Genomic DNA, 19,887 nt, shown 5'->3' with positions numbered 1-19,887 from the left:
GTTGGTGGGCGCGGATGCAATGTTTGGGGATCTCAAAGGCTATCGGTATAATCAGGTCAGAAAAAGCTTTTATGGACGTTGGAAGATGAGCAGTATTGAAGTCTCCGCCTTGGATTACCCATTTCCCCCAAAGCCAATCCCGTTATCCACTGAGCAGCAGGATGACTACAAGGCCAGGATCCGGGCATTATTGGGACAGCATAATGCTGTTTTGATCGCTCATTACTATACCGACCCAGAGATCCAGGCCTTGGCTGAGGAGACCGGTGGTTTTGTCGGTGACTCTCTTGAGATGGCTAAGTTTGGTCAGCAGCATCAGGCTGATACCTTGATCATCGCCGGTGTTCGCTTCATGGGAGAAACCGCCAAAATTCTCAGTCCTGAGAAACGAGTGTTAATGCCAACACTCAAGGCGGAATGTTCACTGGATTTAGGTTGTCCTGCTGAGGCCTTCTCTGCCTTTTGCGATGCACATCCAGATCACACTGTGGTTGTCTATGCCAACACCTCGGTTGAGGTGAAAGCCCGCGCGGATTGGATTGTCACTTCGAGTATTGCTGTTGAGCTAATTGAGCACCTGGATGCTGAAGGTAAGCAGATCATCTGGGCTCCCGATCGTCACCTCGGCGCGTATATCGCCAAGAAGACAGGGGCAGACATGCTGCGCTGGCAGGCGGCCTGTATCGTCCATGATGAGTTTAAGTCGCGGGCACTGCTCGAATTAAAGGCTCGCTACCCTGATGCCGCTGTGTTAGTGCATCCCGAGTCGCCTGAGGCGGTTATAGCCATCGCCGATGCTGTCGGTTCAACCAGCCAACTTATCAAGGCCGCTCAAGTTTTACCGCACAAGACACTGATTGTGGCCACAGACCGCGGTATTTTTTACAAGATGCAACAAGCCTGTCCAGACAAGGTGATGATAGAAGCTCCGACAGGGGGCGATGGCGCCACGTGTCGCAGCTGCGCGCACTGCCCATGGATGGCAATGAATGGGCTGGTAGCTATTCATTCGGCATTGAGTGAAGAGGGTGGACACGAAATCTTTGTTGAAGAGTCGGTACGTCAACGCGCATTGGTGCCCCTGCGTCGTATGTTAGATTTTGCGGCCCAATTGCAGCATAAGGTCAGCAGCAATATTTAAAAGGCCCATCAGGGCCTTTTAACTTGGTATCGCTCAACCGTTGCGCTTGATGGTCACGCCCAGCAAGTGCTGTTCATCGGGGGCGACCTCGACACCATCGGCCGCAGTGATGGCCGTTTCCACGCAGATCATCGTTTTCCAGCCCTCGTTATCGAAGTCTACCATGCCAGCTGCGCCCTGGTGCCACGGGTTCCAGACGACAATGGAGTCTGCATTGTGGTTATCCAGTAGGAGGTCGGTTGTGCCAGTGCGAAGGAGTACCTGGTGCTCGGGGTGCAGATAGACGCGATCTACCGGTCCCGTTAGAGCGAATGCCTGCTCTTCGCACTGTTTTCCTTGCTGCAGCTTGTCGGCATAGATAGCGCCGATGCCATCGATGTGAACCTGCTCGGTAGCGACTGACTCAAAATAGGTGTGTAGCGCGCCGGAATAACACCATGATGTGCTATCTGTGTTGATGGAGTTGAGCAGCAGTGTGAGTTCGTTACTGATGCATATATCCAGTTCGAGCGTAAAGTTATGAGGCCAGATAGCACGGCTTTCGTCGCTTGCGTGCAGTGACATATGCAGCAGGGTGCTCTCTTGTAGATCGTTGATGCCGTCCAGTTGCCAGTGCATGCTCCGGGCAAAGCCGTGTTGGGGTTTACCTGCGCCCACCCGTGCAGGTGCCGGACCGAACCAGGGCCAGCAAAGAGGGATGCCACCGCGAATACCGCGACTGCCATCAAGAATGGCGTCCTTGCTCAGCCAGAGCCAGGGGCTTTCACCAGCAGGGGCATAATGCAGCACGTGCGCGCCAAACAGACTGATGATGGCTTCGCTTTCCTGACGCTTGACAACGAGGAACTCCATTCCCGCAGCATTGCGTGCGAGAGTGACAGAGGCGGTGAGTTGACGCAGGGTAGTCAGTTGTAATTGTTCTTGCATGTCTCTACTCCACAAACAAAAAAGGCGGCCAATTGGCCGCCTCTATGAGTATGTCTCTCTCAAACTCCAATTACTTGGAGATGTGAGCGATCAGCTCCAGAACCTTGTTTGAGTAACCGATTTCGTTGTCGTACCAAGATACAACCTTAACGAAAGTATCGGTCAGCTGGATACCAGCCTTGGCATCGAATACAGAGGTGCAGGTTTCGCCGACGAAGTCATTGGAAACAACTTCATCAGTGGTGTAACCCAGAACACCCTTCATCGCGCCTTCAGAAGCAGCCTTCATTGCAGCACAGATGTCTTCGTACTTGGCGGGCTTCTTCAGGTTGACGGTCAGGTCAACAACAGAAACGTCCGGAGTCGGAACACGGAAGGCCATGCCAGTCAGCTTGCCCTTCAGTTCAGGGATAACTACGCCAACAGCCTTAGCAGCGCCGGTAGATGACGGGATGATGTTTTGAGCCGCGCCGCGGCCACCACGCCAGTCCTTAGCGGACGGACCATCAACGGTCTTCTGGGTAGCAGTGGTAGCGTGAACAGTGGTCATCAGACCGGATTCGATACCCCAAGTGTCGTTCAGAACCTTGGCGATCGGAGCCAGACAGTTGGTGGTGCAAGAAGCGTTGGAGACGATGTCTTGACCAGCGTATTCGGTGTGGTTAACACCCATTACGAACATCGGGGTAGCGTCCTTGGACGGACCAGTCATGACAACCTTCTTGGCGCCAGCAGTGATGTGCTTGCGAGCGGTAGCGTCGTCCAGGAACAGACCAGTACCTTCGGCAACAACGTCAACACCGATAGCATCCCACTTCAGGTTAGCCGGGTCACGTTCTGCAGTAACACGAACGGTCTTACCGTTAACGACCAGGTTGCCATCCTTAACTTCTACGGTGCCCTTGAAACGACCGTGAGTTGAGTCGTACTTCAGCATGTAAGCCATGTACTCAACGTCGATCAGGTCGTTGATACCGACAACTTCAATGCCCAGATCTGCACGCTCGAAAGAAGCGCGGAATACGAAGCGACCGATACGGCCGAAACCGTTAATACCTACTTTGATAGTCATAGTTGTACCCAACGTTTGTTGTTCAACAGAAAAAATCCGCTAGTAAATTTACAAGAACCGGGGTGTGAGTCAACTGTAAACCCGGTCTAAATTGCGCAATATCATAAAAAGAGCGAAAGATATTTCCGTCAATTACATCTGTTTGAAAATTCATGACAGAAGTGACCAGGCCTTAGTCGAGATAGTGCGCATTGATTATTGTGCACTAATTGAACACTTGTGGTTATTTTGTCTCCACTTGAGCAAAACGGGCTGTTGTGAGTGTCTGCGAGGTCACATTCGTTCAAGGGTTCTTGTGAGAAAATCGAAAACAGGGATGTAATGGGCCATCTTTTTGCAGCGCAATTGCACTGTGCTGGCCCGCCATCCTGATGTTGGAATGGAAGTTCTGGATTCAATACTCAATCAAAAAAGCGTAACAGCGGGAAAATACCAATATGACAACTTTGATTGAACAGTTGGCGGCTGCCAAAGGCATTGCCAACGAATATGTAGATGCCTGGGGTAACCCGGCCGAAGTCACTTTGGAAAGCAAGGCTGCGATGCTTGCAGCCATGGGTTACAAAGTTGACGACGAAACTGCCCTTCAAGCTCAGTTAGAACAAGAAAATCATGCTCTGTGGCAACGTCCGCTTGACCCTGTGTTAGTGGTTCGTGCAGGCGAAGTTATTGGTTTTGATCTACGTTTGCCGATTACTTTGGTGAACGATGAACTGGTTTGGGAAGTCAAGACCGAGGCCGGAGACACTGTCAAGGGAACCTTGGTTGCTGTGAACGGTGAAATGGCTGCAGTGGCTCATATCAACGATGTTGAGTACCAGTCATATCGCGTTAGCATCGAAGCCGAGTTGCCATTGGGCTATCACGAGCTGACAGTGAAAAAAAGCGCCCGCCAGGCGTTGGGTTCGCTGCGATTGATCGTTGCTCCTAAGGCCTGTTACAAGCAGGAGCCGTTTGTTAATGGTCGCAAGGTTTGGGGCCCAAGCATTCAGCTGTACTGCCTGCGGAATGAAAGCAACTGGGGGATTGGTGACTTCACTGATCTGGGCATACTGGTCGAGAATATGGCGCAATGGGGGGCTCATTTCGTTGGTTTGAACCCGATTCATGCTCTTTATCCGGCTAACCCGGAAAGCGCCAGCCCGTACAGCCCGTCATCCCGCCGCTGGCTCAATGTCATTTATATCGATGTCGAAGCCGTTCCGGAATACCAGCAAAATGCAGCGGTCAAAGCTGAGGTTGCTACCGTCGAATTCCAGCAGCAACTGGCACAGTTGCGCGCCAAGGAGTGGGTGGATTACACCGGCGTGACGCAGACCAAAGTAAGTGTTCTGCGCAAGGTGTTTGATGGTGCCAAGCTCGGCAAAAACACCAATCGTGGCAAGGCATTTGCTGCCTTTATTGCCGCTGGCGGCGAGAGCCTGAAGCAACAGGCGATCTACGACGCCCTGCAGGCGGCTTTGTATGGTCAAGGCATGAATGCATGGGGCTGGCCGGCATGGCCGGAAGAGTATCGTGAGTATCACAAGCCTGCCGTGGCTAACTGGGCGGCTGAGCACGATGCGGATGTGCGTTTCTACATGTACTTGCAGTTCCTGGCTGACGAGCAATTGGCTAACGCCGATGCCAAGGCTAAGTCTTCTGGCATGATCATGGGTATTTACCGTGACCTCGCGGTGGGCGTTTCGGAAGGTTCAACAGAAATTTGGGCCAACAGCGAACTCTATTGTCCTAAAGCCAGTGTTGGTGCGCCACCGGATGTGCTTGGCCCGTTAGGTCAAAACTGGGGTCTGCCTCCCATGGATCCAGCCAAGTTGCTGGAAGCCCAGTATCAACCGATGATCGATCTTTTCCGTTCGAATATGCGTTCCTGCGGTTCGTTACGCATCGATCATGCCATGGCCTTGTTGCGTCTGTGGTGGGTACCGCCTGGAGCCTCAGCGGCGAAGGGGGCTTACATCTATTATCGCGTAAATGACCTGCTGGGTATCCTGGCGCTGGAGTCTGTGCGCAACCAGTGTCTCATCATCGGTGAGGATCTGGGCACAGTGCCAGATGGTATGGATGTGCTGCTGAAGGAAAATGGTGTGCACTCCTACCGTATTTTCTTCTTCGAGCGTTCGAAGACGGATGGCGGATTTATCTCTCCGGCTCACTATCCTGAGCAGGCTATGGCGGCGTTGACGACACACGATATGCCGACGCTGCGTGGTTACTGGCATTGTGATGACTTGACGTTGGGTCGTGAGCTGGGTCTCTATCCTGACGATGCCGTGCTCGACAGCTTGCGCGCAGATCGCCACCAGGCCAAGCAACGCATCCTCGATAGCTTGCATGGCCACGGTGTACTGTCAGATTCGGTGCCGCGTGATGTCAACTGGGCAGGCATGAGCCGTGAGTTGAACCATGGCATGCAGATTCACATGTGCCTCGGTAATTGTGCGTTGTTCAGTACCCAGCTTGAGGATTGGCTCGAGATGGACAAGCCTGTCAACGTTCCGGGTACCAGCACTGAGTATCCAAACTGGCGGCGTAAACTGACTCGTAACCTGAGCGATATTTTTGCCGATCCGGCGCTGGCTGAACTGGCCAAACGCATGACCGACGCTCGCTATAAGGCTGGTAGTCACTAACGTTTTTTTGTCAGTGACAATGTCTGGCCCGGTTCGCCGGGCCAGACGATAACAACAAATAAAATAGCAAAAAAAAGGGTGTAGGCATGCTGATAAAAGAATTGACTGGAGCCCGTTGCGGGCAACCGTTTGATCATCTGGGGCTAATGGCCAATCCACAAGGTAATGGATTAGTGCTTCGTGCCTGGTTACCTGGCGCCTTGACTGTTGATGTCAAAGAACTCGGAAGCGACAAGGTCGTGGCGAGCCTGACCTGTGTCGATAAGCTTGGTTTGTTCGAAGCCCAATTTCCCCGTCACAAGAAGCTTTTTCCCTATTCCCTCTCCGTTCAATATCCTGATACCAGCACCACTGTGATCGATCCTTATCAGTTTAGGGATACCGCCTATGCTGGCCTGGCTGAAATGACGCAGGATGCGGCGAATCTGTATCGCACGCTGGGTGCGCAACTGGTGACTGAGGTTGTGAATGGAGTAGAGGTTTCCGGCGTTCGTTTTGCTGTATTCGCGCCGAGCGCCTCGGCAGTGAGCCTGATTGGCGATTTTAATTTTTGGGATGGACGTCGTCACCCGATGCAGCGCAGTTTGTGCGGTCATTGGGTTCTTTTTGTTCCGGGCCTGACGGCCGGAGAGCGTTATAAGTATGAATTGAAAGATCCGATGGGTAACCGCCTGCCACATAAAGCGGATCCGGTCGGTTTCTATTCGGAACAATATCCGTCATTCGCTTCGGTAGTCTACGATCAGAGCCAATTTGAATGGCATGATGAGTCTTGGCGTGTTTCACAGCTGAATGACAAGCTTGAACAACCCCTGACTATCTATGAGCTGCACTTTGCCTCATGGAAGCGTCACGATGACGGTGCCTCGCTGAGCTATCGAGAGATGGCGGCGGAACTGATTCCGTATGTCAAAGAGATGGGGTACACCCATATCGAGTTGATGCCGATTTCCGAACATCCATTCTCTGGCTCATGGGGTTATCAACCTGTTGGAATGTTCGCGCCGACCAGCCGTTTTGGCTCCGCGGATGACTTCAAGTACTTTGTCGATCAATGTCACCTGGCGGGCATCGGCGTTATTCTGGACTGGGTTCCAGCGCACTTCCCGTCGGACTCTCATGGTCTGGCGCGATTTGATGGTACCCCCCTGTATGAATATGAGGATCCTCGCCGTGGCTGGCACCCGGATTGGAACTCTTACATCTATGACTTTGGTCGGGATCATGTGCGCCAATTCCTGGTGGCTAGTGCTTTATATTGGCTGGATCACTTCCATATCGATGGTCTGCGGGTAGATGCTGTCGCCTCGATGCTTTACTGGGATTACTCTCGCAAAGAGGGCGAGTGGGTACCGAATATCCACGGTGGTAACCACAACTATGAGGCTATCAGCCTGCTGCGCTGGTTCAACGAAGAAGTCTACAAACATTATCCGCACGCCATGACAATCGCCGAGGAATCAACCGCCTTTGCCGGTGTCTCGCGCCCGACGTTTACTGGTGGGCTTGGATTCGGATTTAAATGGAATATGGGGTGGATGCATGACTCGCTGGAGTACATGAAAAAGGATCCCCTCTATCGCCGTTATCACCACAACGAATTGACGTTCTCGATGGTGTATCACTACGACGAGAACTTCATTCTGTCGTTGTCCCATGACGAGGTCGTACACGGCAAACACTCATTACTCTACAAGATGCCGGGTGATGAGTGGCAACAGGCGGCCAACCTGCGCGCTTATATGGGCTACATGTATGCTCATCCTGGCAAGAAGCTGAACTTCATGGGCACCGAATTCGGTCAGTCTAATGAATGGAACCATGACGCCCAATTGTCATGGTGGTTGTTGCAGTTTGACAAGCACAAGGGCCAGCACAATCTGATCAGGGATTTAAACCATCTCTACCGCAGTGAGACGGCGCTATTCGAAACGGATTACCAACGCGGGGGTTTCAGCTGGCTGGATCACAATGACAGTGAGCGTAGCACGTTTGTCATGCTGCGCCGCAACAAGGATGCGTCAAGCCAAATCCTGATCGTCAGCCATTTCACGCCGACGCCCGTAGCAGGTTACCGTCTGGGTGTGCCTGAAACAGGCACCTACCAAGTGGTGCTGAATACCGACAGCCAGTATTACTGGGGCAGCGATTATGACACCGGTGGGCTGGCTTTCCACAGCCAGGATGTACCGGCGCATGGACAAGCGCAGTCAATCGTGCTTAATCTACCTCCGTTAGCTACCGTATTTATCAAGCGTATCGGGGATTGATGCATGGGCGCGAGCTACACGCTGTTGCCTGGAAGAGAGGCCCCTTTAGGGGCCTCTCTTGATGAGGGCGGTTGCAATTTTGCACTCTGGGCGCCAGATGCCTCGGCAGCCTGGCTGTGCTTGTTCGATGCCGCTGAGCGAGAGATTCAACGCTTTAGCCTGCACGAGCGGCGTGGTCAGGTTTGGTACGGGTATGTTTCCGGAGTTAAAGCCGGGCAGCGTTATGGCTGGCGCCTTGAAGGGGTCAATGATCCGGCGCAAGGACTCCTGTTTGATGTCAACAAGTTGCTGTTGGATCCCTACAGCCGGGCATTGAGTCGGCCGCTGATCTGGAATCATGTTTTGTATGAGGGTGATAGCCAGCAGATGGTCAGCAAGTCAGTCGTAACGGCAGAGGACTTTGACTGGCAAGGCGTGGCTAAACCCGGATACAGCGATGCCCAGACGCTGCTGTATGAAACGCACGTTAAAGGCTTTACCCGGCTGCACCCCGAGATACCCGAGACCCTGCGTGGGACCTATTTAGGCTTGTCCCATCCTGTGGTCATTGCTTACTTGAAACAGCTTGGGATCACCACGCTGCAGCTGATGCCGATTGCCAGTTTTATGAGCGAGCCAAGGTTGGTCGACATGGGGCTGGTCAACTATTGGGGCTACAATCCCATCTGTTTTATGGCTCCCGATCCACGCTACGCCGTCCGTGATGCCGTTGTCGAATTCAAAACCATGGTCCGCGAGTTACACCGTGCCGGCATCGAGGTCATTCTGGATGTGGTGTTCAACCACACGGCTGAGGCGGGGGCAGGTGGGCCAATTCTCTGCTTTAAGGGAATTGATAACCGTAGCTACTATGCATTTGAAAATGGTGGCCACGGCCCTGATTATCAGCGCTATCTGAACGTCGCAGGTTGTGGCAATACCGTCAATGTGGATCATCCAACGGTATTGCGTTTGGTGATGGACAGTCTTCGCTACTGGCTGACCGAGATGCAGGTCGACGGATTCCGATTTGACCTGGCCGTCACATTGGCCCGTGAAGGCAATGAGTTTGACCCCTGTGGCGGCTTCTTCAAAGCGATCATGCAAGATCCGGTTATCAGTCGTGCCAGGTTGATTGCCGAGCCCTGGGATATTGGTCCCTTTGGTTATCGACTGGGACAGTTTCCAAGCCAGTGGCATGAAACCAATGATCGTTTTCGCGATACGGTGCGTTCGTTTTGGCGTGGTGACACGGGGCGCATGGCTGACTTTGCAACCCGATTGCTGGGTTCACGAGACGTGTTTCCCAAGTCACACCGCTCAATTCACTCCAGTGTGAATTTTCTGTGTTATCACGACGGCTTCACGCTGGAAGACCTGGTCAGCTATAACCAGCGTCACAACCAGCCGAATGGTGAGGAAAATCGGGATGGTCACGGTCATAACCTATCGGCCAACTATGGTGTCGAGGGGCCGACCGCTGATCTGCGGATTAGCACCATGCGTCAGCAGCAAAAGCGCAATTTGCTGACGACATTGTTTCTGGCCCAAGGGATACCCCATATGCTGGCCGGAGACGAGATCGGCCGCACCCAGATGGGCAACAACAATGCATATTGTCAGGACAACCAAATCAGTTGGCTCAGCTGGGAGTTACGCGAGGAAGATGAGCGTCTGCTCGAATTTGTGCGCAAATTGATTCAGATCCGGCAGAGCTCCGATGTGTTTTCCGGGCTCAAACTGGTGGATGATCACTATTTGGGTAAACAAAATGCCGTACATCAGGTCGTCTGGTATCACCCGGATGGCCATATTTTGTCAGATAGCGACTGGAACTCGCCGGTATCGCAAGTGTTTGTCATGGATATTGGTGATTTGAGCCATGGTGGGGAGCGCTGGTTGGTAATGTTCAATGCCAGTGGCTATGACATCCATTTCCGCTTACCCGCGGCGGCCGCAGGGATGGAGTGGGAAGAGGTCATTGATACCGCCTGCCATGATGGCATGCCATTTTTACCGGATGATGTCAGTGTGCACATGACGTTGGGACGGGCACATGCAGTCAAGTTGCTACGTCAGCGAAAATGTGAGCCTGGTGTGGTTTCTTCTGCCAAGGCGTGAGTCTATTTCATCGTTAAGGTATGATTGTTACAACTTGATAACATGAGTTGTAACCATGGTAACAAATGAGCATTCTGTGTGGCGTGACAAGCTCAGCGATGAGGCATATCACGTTTGCTGGGAAAAGGGGACTGAAGCGCCGTTTTCAGGCGCCTTGCTGCACAATCGCCAAAGTGGTGATTACCTTTGTATCTGTTGCGGGAACGTGTTGTTCGATTCGGAACACAAATTTGATTCCGGCTGTGGCTGGCCCAGTTTTGATGCGGCGCGTCCTGGTGCCGTGCGCTATGAGCGGGATCGTTCCCATGGCATGGTTCGCACCGAAATTCTCTGTAATGAGTGCGGAGCCCACTTAGGTCATGTGTTTGATGATGGCCCGACACCGAGCGGTCTGCGTTATTGTGTCAACAGCGTTGCGATGCAGTTTAACCAAAAAGAGCCTTAGTGATGCGCAGTGCTGTTGAGGGCGGGGCCTCAACGGGGGCGCGATAGCCCCCTAACCACTTGTGGTGGTGCATCTGCTATCCTGCGCTGAATGGTGAGCCGTTGGATACTCGCTTGAGCATATGGGGAGCCGGATGATGGCTATGCCGTCAGCTCGCCACGCAACGATTGCTGCATCAACATGCGGATCTGATCGCAAGGCAACGGCTGGCTCAGCAAGAAGTGCAGCTTGGCCAACACCGCTTCAGTTGTCATATCATAACCGGAGATGACGCCTGCTTCGGCCAATGCATTGCCCGTGGCGTAGCCCCCCATATTGACCCTGCCGCGCAGGCATTGGCTGAGATTGACAATGATCACGCCGCGTCCCGAGGCCTCACGCAACTGACTCAGTAATCTGGGATCCTGCGGTGCATTGCCTACGCCGTAAGTCAGCAGGATCAATGCTTTGACCGGTTGCTGCAACAAGTTGGCGATGACCTCAAACGATATCCCCGGATAAAGGGTAACCACCCCGATCGGTTGCGGCTGGATAGAGTGCAATTGTAATGGTCGGTTGCTGGCTTGTCCGAGTTCACCTGCGTGCAGTTCAATGTGAATGCCGGCCTCCAGTAACGGGGGAAAATCCGGCGAATCAAATGCCTTGAACCCGTCGGCATCGACCTTGGTCGTGCGATTTCCCCGAAACAGCTGGTTATTGAAGAACAACGTCACTTCATGGATCGGATAGTTGGCTGCCAGATACAGGGCGTTGAGCAAATTCTGCTGTCCGTCCGAGCGCAACTCGGCCAACGGAATTTGAGAGCCTGTAATGATAACCGGCTTGCTCAGGTCTTCCAGCATGAAGGAGAGTGCGGAAGCGGTGAATGACATGGTGTCGGTGCCATGCAGGACGACAAAACCATCAAAGTCGGCATAGTGATCACGGATATCTTCGGCAATCCGTTGCCAGTCTGCCGGTGTCATATCAGAAGAGTCGATCAGCGGTGCATATTCATGAATGACGTAGTCAGGCATTTCAGGGCGATGAAATTCCGGCATGGCCGCTAGAGATTGCTGCATGAAGCCGGCTGCCGGTACATAGCCTTGCTCGGAGCGCTGCATGCCGATCGTGCCGCCAGTGTAGGCGATGTAAATACGCTTTCTGTTCACCCTGTACTCCACAGCGAGAGGTCATTTGACGGTGATTATACGAAGGGGCGACTAACCGACCAAGCGATGTCTAGATTCTTCTGATGGGTATGAGTTGCGGTAATCCGTGTCGCGTGCTGTTACCTTGCTGGTGAGGTCGGCGCTAACCACGTTAGCGGCGCCGGCTGTCGTGAGCAGGCTGATCCGCCGCATCCTTGCGGCTGGTTTTCACACAGGGTCCTGTAGCGAGTCGTGGATGAGATCACCAGAAGTGAGACGTGAGCAGGGCGGAGGCCTGGCCTCCGCCCTGTGTCAATCAGGGGGCTGTTATCGGAGCAATCAGGTATTGGCCCTGCGGATCATCCAGGCTCTGAATCTGTTTCAGTGCTGGTGAGCCAAATTTCAACCATTGCGCAAGCCAGCGTTCACTATCGGATCCGAACATCCAGGCGCCTCGTTGCAGCAGTTGGCGCATCAATTTTTGCGCCGGCGGCAGTTCTGCCTCGACATTGACGACATCGTAATCATCCAGTTTTGCCAACCGTGCGGCGGCGGCCATGGCATCCTCAACGCTGCCTAACTCATCGACCAGTCCCAGCGCTTTGGCGTCACTCCCGGTCCAGACATGCCCTTGCGCGACCTTGTCGACGGCGGCCACAGACATCTTGCGACTGGCGGCAACCAAGGTAATGAAACGCTGATAGGTGTTGTTGATATTCATCTGAATAACTTGCTGCACGTGCTCTGGCAATGGGCGGCTGGGATCGATCCCGGCAAAATCTGTGCTGGCAACGCCATCACTGTGAATTCCGACATAGGCCAACGCATTTTCGATGCTGGCAAATAAGCCAAAAACACCGATAGAGCCGGTCAGCGTGGTCGGTTCGGCAATGATGCGATCCGCAGCCGTGGCCATCCAGTAGCCGCCTGACGCTGCCAGGCTGCCCATGCTGACGACGACGGGCTTGCCTTTTGCCTTGATGGCATCGAGTTCAGTTCGAATTTGTTCAGCAGCAAAGGCACTGCCGCCAGGACTGTCGATACGCAGCACCAGGGCTTTGATGCCATCATCATTGGCAACCTGACGCAGCAGGTCGCTCAAGCTGTCACCGCCTATGCTGCCTGCGGGCTGCTTGCCGTTCTGAATGGAACCAGAGGCAACAATCCAGGCGATCTGCGGTTTATCGTGCCGAGCATAAGGGTCCGGCAACTGTTGGAGGTAATCGGCAAACAGGACATGGCGAAATCCCGGCTCTTCATCGCTGGCTCCGGCAAATTTCACGATCTCGGCGATGCGTTCAGCGCGGACAGCCAGTCTATCCACCAGTTTTTGCTGGAGCGCATATTGTGCCGCGTTACCTTCGGCTGCGGCCAATCTGGTCAGCAGTTGTGATTTGTCCGGTGAAACCACATCGGCCTCGAGATGGCGGGCCTTGGCAACATCGCTGACAAAATACTGCCACAACTGATTCAGCCAGCGGCTATTGGCTTCTCGGGCCTCCGGTGACATGTCGTCTCGCGTGAACGGTTCGACGAACGACTTGTAGGTGCCGACGCGAAACACATGCGGTGTGACATTGAATTTCTCAAGTGCAGATTTGTAGTAAAGGTTATAAAGGCCAAAACCTTGAACCATCACGGCTCCTGCCGGGTCAAGCAAGATGCGGTCGGCATGGGCGGCCAGTAAATATTGATGTTGCTGGAAGTAGCTGCCGGTCGCGATAACCGGTTTGCCGCTTTGGCGGAATTGGTCGAGGGCGTCGGCGATGCGCACCAGTTTACCCAGATTACTGGTCTGTAAATCCTGCAGAGACAAGACGACCCCTGTAATCCGGCTATCGGTACGCGCCGCATCCAGGGCGCGAATCACATCGGCGACCAGTGTTTCCTGAGGCGGTTCATCGCTGGCTAACCAACTGCGCAGCATCTGGCTGGAGGCCTCTTCTTCACTCAGCTGATCTACCAGCTGGCCTGAGAGATTAAGCACCAGGGCTCCCGCTATCGCCGGCTTTTGTTCTTCGTGGTTCAGGGCAATGACAAGGAGTAATACCAGTAGTAAAAACAACAGGTTCAATACCAGTAGCCGGGTAAAATTCAGCAGTTTCCAGCAGCTTTGCAGCAACCATTTGAAGGGGCGTATCAGGGTCGACATGGGGGATCCTATCATCACTGGATGAGCGCTCATTATGCGATGGCACAGCGCAAATACCAAGGATGCGTTTGCGACTCATCCTGGCTGCAAGCGGCGGGGTATTCGTAACGCGTTGCTTCCTAGCGCTGAGGTGGCTTGGTTTTGGGTCTGGTCAGCCAGTGTTGCAACAGGGCGATGCAGCGTTCCGGTTGCTGAGCAAACAGCTGGCGCAGTAGCGCCGGCCCTGTTGCGGCGTCGACCTGTTGCTTCGATGTCGTTTGTCCGCCGGGCATTTTCTTGCCGTTGGGTTTCATGGATACTGCACCTGTTAGCAAAATGTGAATGTTAGCGTCAGCTCAGGAGAATCAGGATGGATGCATTGACATTATTACTGCAACGGCAGTCGGTTGGCCAATTGAGCTCTCCAGCTCCGCAAGGCGAGGTGTTGCAGAGGATTCTGCAAGCCGGACTGCGTGCACCGGATCATGGCGCCCTGCACCCCTGGCTGTTTCTGATTGCCGAGGGCGAGGGGCGAGCTCGGCTGGGTAACATGCTGGCCGAGGTGGCCACTGAGCGTAATGAGAGTGCTGAGAGTGTCCTCAAGGCACGGCAAGCGCCACTGCGGGCACCGATGGTCATCACAGTGGTTGCCAAGGCGGTGGCTCACCCCAAGGTCCCGCTTTTTGAGCAGCAGCTCTCCGCTGGCTGTGCGGTCATGGCGATGCAGATGGCGGCGCAGGCTCAGGGGTTTGGTGGTATCTGGCGCTCGGGTCCCTTGATGTTCGAACGCAGTTTGCACCGTGCGCTGCAGCTGGCAGAGCAGGACCAGATTGTCGGATTCCTCTACTTGGGGACGCCGTCGGTAGACCTGCGCCGCGAACCCTACGCGGATCTGGCAGCCCACGTTCGCTCTTTGTGAGCCTTACGTTTTATTGTTATAAATCTCGGTTTGTTTTATAACCAAAGACGATTGTTTATGCGCTTTGTGGCTTGATCCGATGATCTGAAACAGGCAAGGTGGCTGCCTGTCTTCGTATGACTTTTCCCTAGCATGTCAACACGCAACACCGCCTCAGATTTCACCCTGTTGTTCGGCCTCTGGCTGGTGTGGGGATATAGCTGGGTGGCCAGCAAGATCGGTCTCGATTTTGCGACCCCCTTGCAGATGGCCGCCTATCGGCTGACGTTGGCAGTATTGATTCTCGGCGCCCTGTTATGGTGGCGTCGGGGTCAGTGGTGCGTCCCGCCATTGTGGCCAACGCTCTGGCTGGGTCTGACGCAGACCACCGGTTTTACGTTGTTGTCGACTTTGGCGTTATTACAAGCGGGGACCGGCAAGGTCACCATCTTGTGCTACACCATGCCGTTTTGGACCTTGATTCTGGCGCGCCTGTTCTTGCGCGAGCATTTACGGCCCATTCAGTGGTTGGCGGTAGGCTTGGCTCTGGCGGGGTTAGTGTGTGTCTTGTCCCCTTGGCATGGGCGTGCGGGTTGGCAGGGTGAGCTGTTGGCTTTGGGGGCCGGTCTGGCGTGGGCAATATCGGCCATCATCGCCAAACGAATGCGTGAATCACATCAGGTGGATACCTTGGGGCTGACGTTCTGGCAATTGTTGCTCGGTGTCGTGCCACTGCTGGTGTTGACCTTGGTCTGGCCTCAGCCGGCCGTGACCTGGAAGATCGAATTTGTCGTCATTTTGGTCTTCAACGGCTGTATTGCTGCCGGTCTGGGGTGGTTGGCATGGTTACACCTGCTTTCACGTTTGTCAGCAGGAACGGCGGGTTTGAATGTGCTGGCGATCCCGGCCGTCGCCTTGATTTGCGCCTGGTTGCAACTCGGCGATGTGCCCACCGTGTTTGAATGGATCGGTATCGGTTTGATTGCCATCGCTCTGGGTCTGCTGGCAACCCTGAATTATCTGTTTGAACGCCAGGGCCTGACCATGCAGTGATCAGGGTAGCCAATTGCTTTTCTGCCGGATGTTGGCTGGCAGTTGGAGCTGGCTGTGTCGTAGCGCGCTTTGGCTGAACAAATATTCGCCGCGTTCGGCCGTGCGAGGGGCAAAAGTCTGTGCCGGTTTGTCAGAGGCGAGGATAGCCAACGCCAAATCAGCCGCGGCAAAGCCCTGCTCCCTGCCACTCAGTACCAGACCACCAATAGCCCGGCCTTTGCCGATGCTGAAATCCCAAAATCCGAACAACGGCATGCGAGCGTGGCGGCCGGTCCAGTCGATGACGGTTTCCGGCAACGTATACTGACCCAACTCATCGTGCAGGGTGTGATACAGCCCGATAAAAATCATATCGGTTCCGTCCTGATTGGCCGACTCCACCGCCTGTTTCCAGAGCGAAAAATCACCTAATAGCTTGATTTCAACCGTCAGGTTACCAAGTTTGAGCGTGGTTTGGTTGCGGAACTCATCCTCGACGGCCGTCATTGAGACGTCACTCGAGTCAAAAAGAATCAAGGCTTTACGCGCATCCGGCACCATTTCTGACATTTCGCGGATGTTGCGTTTCATCAGCGGGCGTTCCAGTACGCCGGTCAGATTAGGTTGTCCATACAGATTGTTACGGCGCGGATTGTCATTCATGCCCAAATAGACAACGGGAGTACCATTGGCGGCGATACGCTGCGCCAGCAACGAGATGGCGTTGTCGTCACCAATCACCACCAGATCAGGCTTGATTTGCAGATAGGATTGCCAGATTTTTTCTGCCTCAATCTCAAATAGCTCACGCGGAATGCGCTTGGTATCCAGATGCTGCAGTGTCAGATGATGCTTGGGCTCCAATCGCTGCCTTAGTGCCTGCAGGTAACTGGCGTCCCACGGATGGGTTGGTTCATAGCTTTCAATAACCAGAATTTCGGCCGCTAGCAACGGTGACTGGCTGAATAGCCAGCAGGCGAGGAATACAGACAAAACCCGTAGCACACCGACTCTCCCATGGTAAGCAGCCCTGGCTATGTCATAGCAAAGATGGCATGACGTTACCTTGCGTCGCCTCGCGTTGCTGCTTATTTGCCCGCATCGGCGTGGCGTTCTGTGACCATGACGAGCAATTCACCGTGCTGCAGGCGGGTAGTCAGGGATTCGCCGATGCTGACTTGCTGACTGTCGGTTACCACGTCGCCATTGCTGCGTTGGGTGATACTGTAGCCGCGTGCAAGCGTCGCCAGAGGGCTGATTGCATCCAGTCGCGTCAGCGCCAGCCCTAAATGGTGCTGGCGCCGGGCATGCTGACGTTGCTGGGCCGTAAGCAGCCGCTGCTCCAGTTTGTCCAGCTGGTGGGCCGCGTGTTGTATTCCCTGGCGGGGATCTCGGGTTTGCAGGCGTTGATTCAGGCGTTGCAGAGCCTGGTTCGCCTGTTGTAGCAACATCCCGGGTTGACGCTGCAAGCGGAACGTCAACTCATCCAGCCGCTGCTGGCGATGCTCCAGGCGACGTTGTGGATGCTGGTGTGTCAGTCTCATCTCCAGCAATCGCAACGTGTGCCCCGCGGTTTGCTGGCGCTGTAACCAACTTTGTTGCAAACGATCTGTCAATTGCTGCAGCTGACGTTGCATGCCTTGCTGGTCTGGCGACACCAGCTCGGCGGCGGCCGAAGGGGTTGGCGCGCGCAGGTCGGCAGCAAAATCGGCCAGCGTCACATCACTCTCATGTCCCACGGCACTGACTACCGGTAGTGAGCTGTCCGCGATGGCCCGCACCAAGGCTTCATCGTTAAATGCAGCCAGATCTTCGCTGGCCCCACCGCCCCGACCAAGAATCAGCACATCACACTCCTGACGCCGGTTAGCACAAGCCAGGGCCGAGATCAGGTGAGCGGGAGCCTGTTCTCCCTGCACCTGTGCCGGGTAGAGGATCACCGGGATCCCCGGGGCCCGGCGGCCAAGAACGGTGAGCAAATCATGTATTGCCGCCCCGGTTGGCGAGGTGATAAGACCGATGGCGCGAGGCATCAATGGCAGAGGACGCTTGCGCTCGGCCGCGAACAGCCCTTCGGTTTGCAGGCGTTGTTTGAGTTGTTCCAGTTGCAGTTGCTGCATCCCGGCTCCAGCAGGGCGCATGCTTTCGAGTACCAACTGGTATTCACCTCTGGGTTCATACAGCGACAGACGTGCCTGTACCAGTACCTGCATGCCTTGCTGGGGGCGAAAACTGACAAGCCGGTTGCTGCCGCGAAACATGGCGCAGCGAACCTGAGCACCTGCATCCTTCAATGTCAGGTACCAATGCCCCGAACTGTGCAATGTGAGATTGGAGATCTCGCCGACTAACCACACCACCCCCATCTCTTGCTCAAGAAGTATCCGCACCGCGCTATTGAGACGGCTGACGGTGAAAATCGTTTGCGGGCTAGTCGGCACAGGCAGTTTCCTCGGAGCATGAATAGTGCGGAATTATCAGCATGTTGAGCAGAGCAGCAAAGGCTTTTCGTAAAAAAACTACAAAAAGAGCTTTACCGATAGGGGTGAACTGCCTAGAATCTCGCTGCAATATTTTACCCACCCCCAACTTCCCTAACGGTGAGATATTGCCATGTTGCGAATTGCCAAAGAAGCCCTGACCTTTGACGACGTTCTGTTGGTCCCGGCACACTCTGAAGTTTTACCTCATACCGCTGATCTGCGTACTCACCTGACCAAGGATATTGTTCTGAATATCCCTATGGTCTCTGCTGCCATGGATACTGTTACCGGCGCCCGTCTGGCCATTGCACTGGCTCAGGAAGGTGGTATCGGCTTCATCCACAAGAACATGTCGATTGAACAACAGGCCGAGAAGGTCCGTCGCGTCAAGAAGTTCGAAAGTGGCATCGTCGCCAATCCGGTGACCGTCAACCCCGAGATGAGCATCGCCGAAATCAAGGCGTTGACTCAATCCTGCGGTTTTGCCGGTTTCCCGGTGGTGACCGCGGTGGGTGAGCTGGTTGGTATCATTACCGGCCGTGACGTCCGTTTTGTCACCGATCTGAGCCTCAAGGTTCACGAGGTGATGACGCCGAAGGATCGCCTGGTGACGGTTCGCCAGAATGCGTCCCGTGAAGAAGTCCAGAGCCTGATGCAGAAGCATCGTATCGAGAAGGTGCTGATCACTGACGATCAGTTCCACTTGACCGGGATGATCACCGTCAAGGATTTCCAGAAGGCCGAGCGCAAGCCGAATGCCTGTAAGGATGCTCTGGGTCGCCTGCGTGTCGGTGCCGCCGTGGGTGCCGGTGCCGGCAACGAAGAGCGTGTCGCGGCGCTGGTGGAAGCCGGTGTTGACGTGTTGCTGATCGACTCCTCCCATGGTCACTCCCAAGGTGTGCTGGATCGGATCCGGGCTACCCGCGAAGCGTACCCGCATCTACCGATTGTCGGTGGGAACGTGGCGACGGCTGCCGGCGCGTTGGCGTTGGCGGAAGCCGGAGCCAGTGCCGTCAAGGTGGGTATTGGCCCAGGCTCCATCTGTACCACGCGTATCGTCACGGGTTGCGGCGTGCCGCAAATCACAGCCGTGGCCGATGCCGTTGAAGCACTGAAGGGCATGAACGTCCCGGTTATCGCCGACGGCGGTATCCGCTTCTCCGGTGACATTGCCAAGGCCATCGCCGCCGGCGCCAGCCTGGTGATGGTGGGCTCCATGTTTGCGGGCACCGAAGAGTCTCCAGGTGAGATCGAACTGTTCCAGGGGCGGGCATTCAAGTCCTACCGTGGCATGGGCTCACTGGGCGCTATGTCCAAGGGCTCTTCCGATCGTTACTTCCAGTCTGACAATGCGGCCGACAAGCTGGTGCCGGAAGGCATCGAAGGGCGAGTACCGTACAAGGGCCTGCTCAAGGAGATCATCCACCAACAAATGGGTGGTTTGCGCTCCGCCATGGGTCTGACCGGCAGTGCTACCATTGAAGACATGCGCACCAAGGCCGAGTTCGTGCGCATTACCGGCTCTGGCATCAAGGAGTCTCACGTTCACGACGTGACGATTACCAAAGAAGCTCCGAACTACCGCCTCGGTTAAGGCGATGACAGGGCGCATGGCGCCCTGTCTG

The 19,887-nt window shown here is 54.7% G+C and carries 15 protein-coding genes; 8 read left to right on the top strand and 7 right to left on the bottom strand.

What is annotated here, in order from left to right; translation table 11 throughout:
* The first annotated feature begins 85 nt into the window (after positions 1–85).
* Positions 86–1,141 carry a quinolinate synthase NadA gene (gene nadA, locus ACFOSS_RS13635; protein WP_377153437.1) on the top strand — a complete coding sequence of 352 codons (1,056 nt, stop codon included), beginning with the start codon at positions 86–88 and terminating at the stop codon, positions 1,139–1,141.
* A gap of 33 nt (positions 1,142–1,174) precedes the next feature.
* Here nadA and ACFOSS_RS13630 read toward each other — a convergent pair whose 3' ends face one another.
* Positions 1,175–2,068: a D-hexose-6-phosphate mutarotase gene (locus tag ACFOSS_RS13630; protein WP_377153435.1), complete on the bottom strand. Its 894-nt coding sequence runs from the start codon at positions 2,066–2,068 to the stop codon at positions 1,175–1,177.
* 70 nt (positions 2,069–2,138) lie between these two features.
* Entirely contained in the window at positions 2,139–3,140 is a 1,002-nt protein-coding gene (gene gap / locus ACFOSS_RS13625; protein WP_377153433.1) for a type I glyceraldehyde-3-phosphate dehydrogenase, read from the bottom strand.
* A 437-nt stretch (positions 3,141–3,577) separates the two neighbouring features.
* On the opposite strand from gap, the gene malQ reads away from it, so the two are divergent.
* From malQ to msrB, 4 genes are all read left to right on the top strand, one after another.
* The gene (gene malQ, locus ACFOSS_RS13620; protein ID WP_377153431.1) at positions 3,578–5,773 is read left to right on the top strand and encodes a 4-alpha-glucanotransferase; all 2,196 of its coding nucleotides are present in this window, start codon (positions 3,578–3,580) and stop codon (positions 5,771–5,773) included.
* Positions 5,774–5,859: 86 nt separating this feature from the next.
* Positions 5,860–8,043, top strand: coding sequence for a 1,4-alpha-glucan branching protein GlgB (glgB, locus tag ACFOSS_RS13615; protein WP_377153429.1), 2,184 nt, complete (start codon positions 5,860–5,862; stop codon positions 8,041–8,043).
* Between the two features lie 3 nt (positions 8,044–8,046).
* The gene (gene glgX / locus ACFOSS_RS13610; protein ID WP_377153427.1) at positions 8,047–10,143 is read left to right on the top strand and encodes a glycogen debranching protein GlgX; all 2,097 of its coding nucleotides are present in this window, start codon (positions 8,047–8,049) and stop codon (positions 10,141–10,143) included.
* Between the two features lie 55 nt (positions 10,144–10,198).
* The gene (msrB, locus tag ACFOSS_RS13605) at positions 10,199–10,588 is read left to right on the top strand and encodes a peptide-methionine (R)-S-oxide reductase MsrB (RefSeq protein ID WP_377153425.1); all 390 of its coding nucleotides are present in this window, start codon (positions 10,199–10,201) and stop codon (positions 10,586–10,588) included.
* A gap of 140 nt (positions 10,589–10,728) precedes the next feature.
* Here msrB and ansA read toward each other — a convergent pair whose 3' ends face one another.
* The 3 genes from ansA to ACFOSS_RS13590 all read right to left on the bottom strand — a co-directional run bounded on the left by ansA (position 10,729) and on the right by ACFOSS_RS13590 (position 14,163).
* Positions 10,729–11,739: an asparaginase gene (ansA, locus tag ACFOSS_RS13600; RefSeq protein WP_377153423.1), complete on the bottom strand. Its 1,011-nt coding sequence runs from the start codon at positions 11,737–11,739 to the stop codon at positions 10,729–10,731.
* A 295-nt stretch (positions 11,740–12,034) separates the two neighbouring features.
* Entirely contained in the window at positions 12,035–13,870 is a 1,836-nt protein-coding gene (gene sppA / locus ACFOSS_RS13595; RefSeq protein ID WP_377153420.1) for a signal peptide peptidase SppA, read from the bottom strand.
* A gap of 119 nt (positions 13,871–13,989) precedes the next feature.
* The gene (locus tag ACFOSS_RS13590; protein ID WP_377153417.1) at positions 13,990–14,163 is read right to left on the bottom strand and encodes a hypothetical protein; all 174 of its coding nucleotides are present in this window, start codon (positions 14,161–14,163) and stop codon (positions 13,990–13,992) included.
* A 56-nt stretch (positions 14,164–14,219) separates the two neighbouring features.
* Here ACFOSS_RS13590 and ACFOSS_RS13585 point away from each other — a divergent pair, with 56 nt between their 5' ends.
* Together ACFOSS_RS13585 and ACFOSS_RS13580 are read left to right on the top strand one after the other, a co-directional pair.
* Positions 14,220–14,768 carry an NAD(P)H nitroreductase gene (locus ACFOSS_RS13585; RefSeq protein ID WP_377153415.1) on the top strand — a complete coding sequence of 183 codons (549 nt, stop codon included), beginning with the start codon at positions 14,220–14,222 and terminating at the stop codon, positions 14,766–14,768.
* A 132-nt stretch (positions 14,769–14,900) separates the two neighbouring features.
* Positions 14,901–15,800, top strand: a complete 900-nt coding sequence (locus ACFOSS_RS13580) for a DMT family transporter (protein WP_377153413.1) — start codon at positions 14,901–14,903, stop codon at positions 15,798–15,800.
* Here the strand turns inward: ACFOSS_RS13580 and ACFOSS_RS13575 are convergent, their stop codons facing one another.
* Both ACFOSS_RS13575 and xseA read right to left on the bottom strand, forming a co-directional pair.
* On the bottom strand, positions 15,801–16,784 hold the full coding sequence (locus tag ACFOSS_RS13575; protein ID WP_377153411.1) for an ABC transporter substrate-binding protein: 984 nt from the start codon (positions 16,782–16,784) through the stop codon (positions 15,801–15,803).
* Between the two features lie 83 nt (positions 16,785–16,867).
* Positions 16,868–18,220: an exodeoxyribonuclease VII large subunit gene (gene xseA / locus ACFOSS_RS13570; protein WP_377153408.1), complete on the bottom strand. Its 1,353-nt coding sequence runs from the start codon at positions 18,218–18,220 to the stop codon at positions 16,868–16,870.
* Between the two features lie 172 nt (positions 18,221–18,392).
* On the opposite strand from xseA, the gene guaB reads away from it, so the two are divergent.
* Complete coding sequence (guaB, locus tag ACFOSS_RS13565) at positions 18,393–19,856, top strand: IMP dehydrogenase (RefSeq protein WP_377153406.1); 1,464 nt, start codon at positions 18,393–18,395, stop codon at positions 19,854–19,856.
* The last annotated feature ends 31 nt before the right edge of the window (positions 19,857–19,887 follow it).

This window comes from Pseudaeromonas sharmana (assembly GCF_042649925.1).
Taxonomy (GTDB): Bacteria; Pseudomonadota; Gammaproteobacteria; order Enterobacterales; family Aeromonadaceae; genus Pseudaeromonas; species Pseudaeromonas sharmana.
The sequence above is the reverse complement of the archived record's forward strand: the minus strand, read 5'-3'. Positions and strand labels throughout refer to the sequence as shown.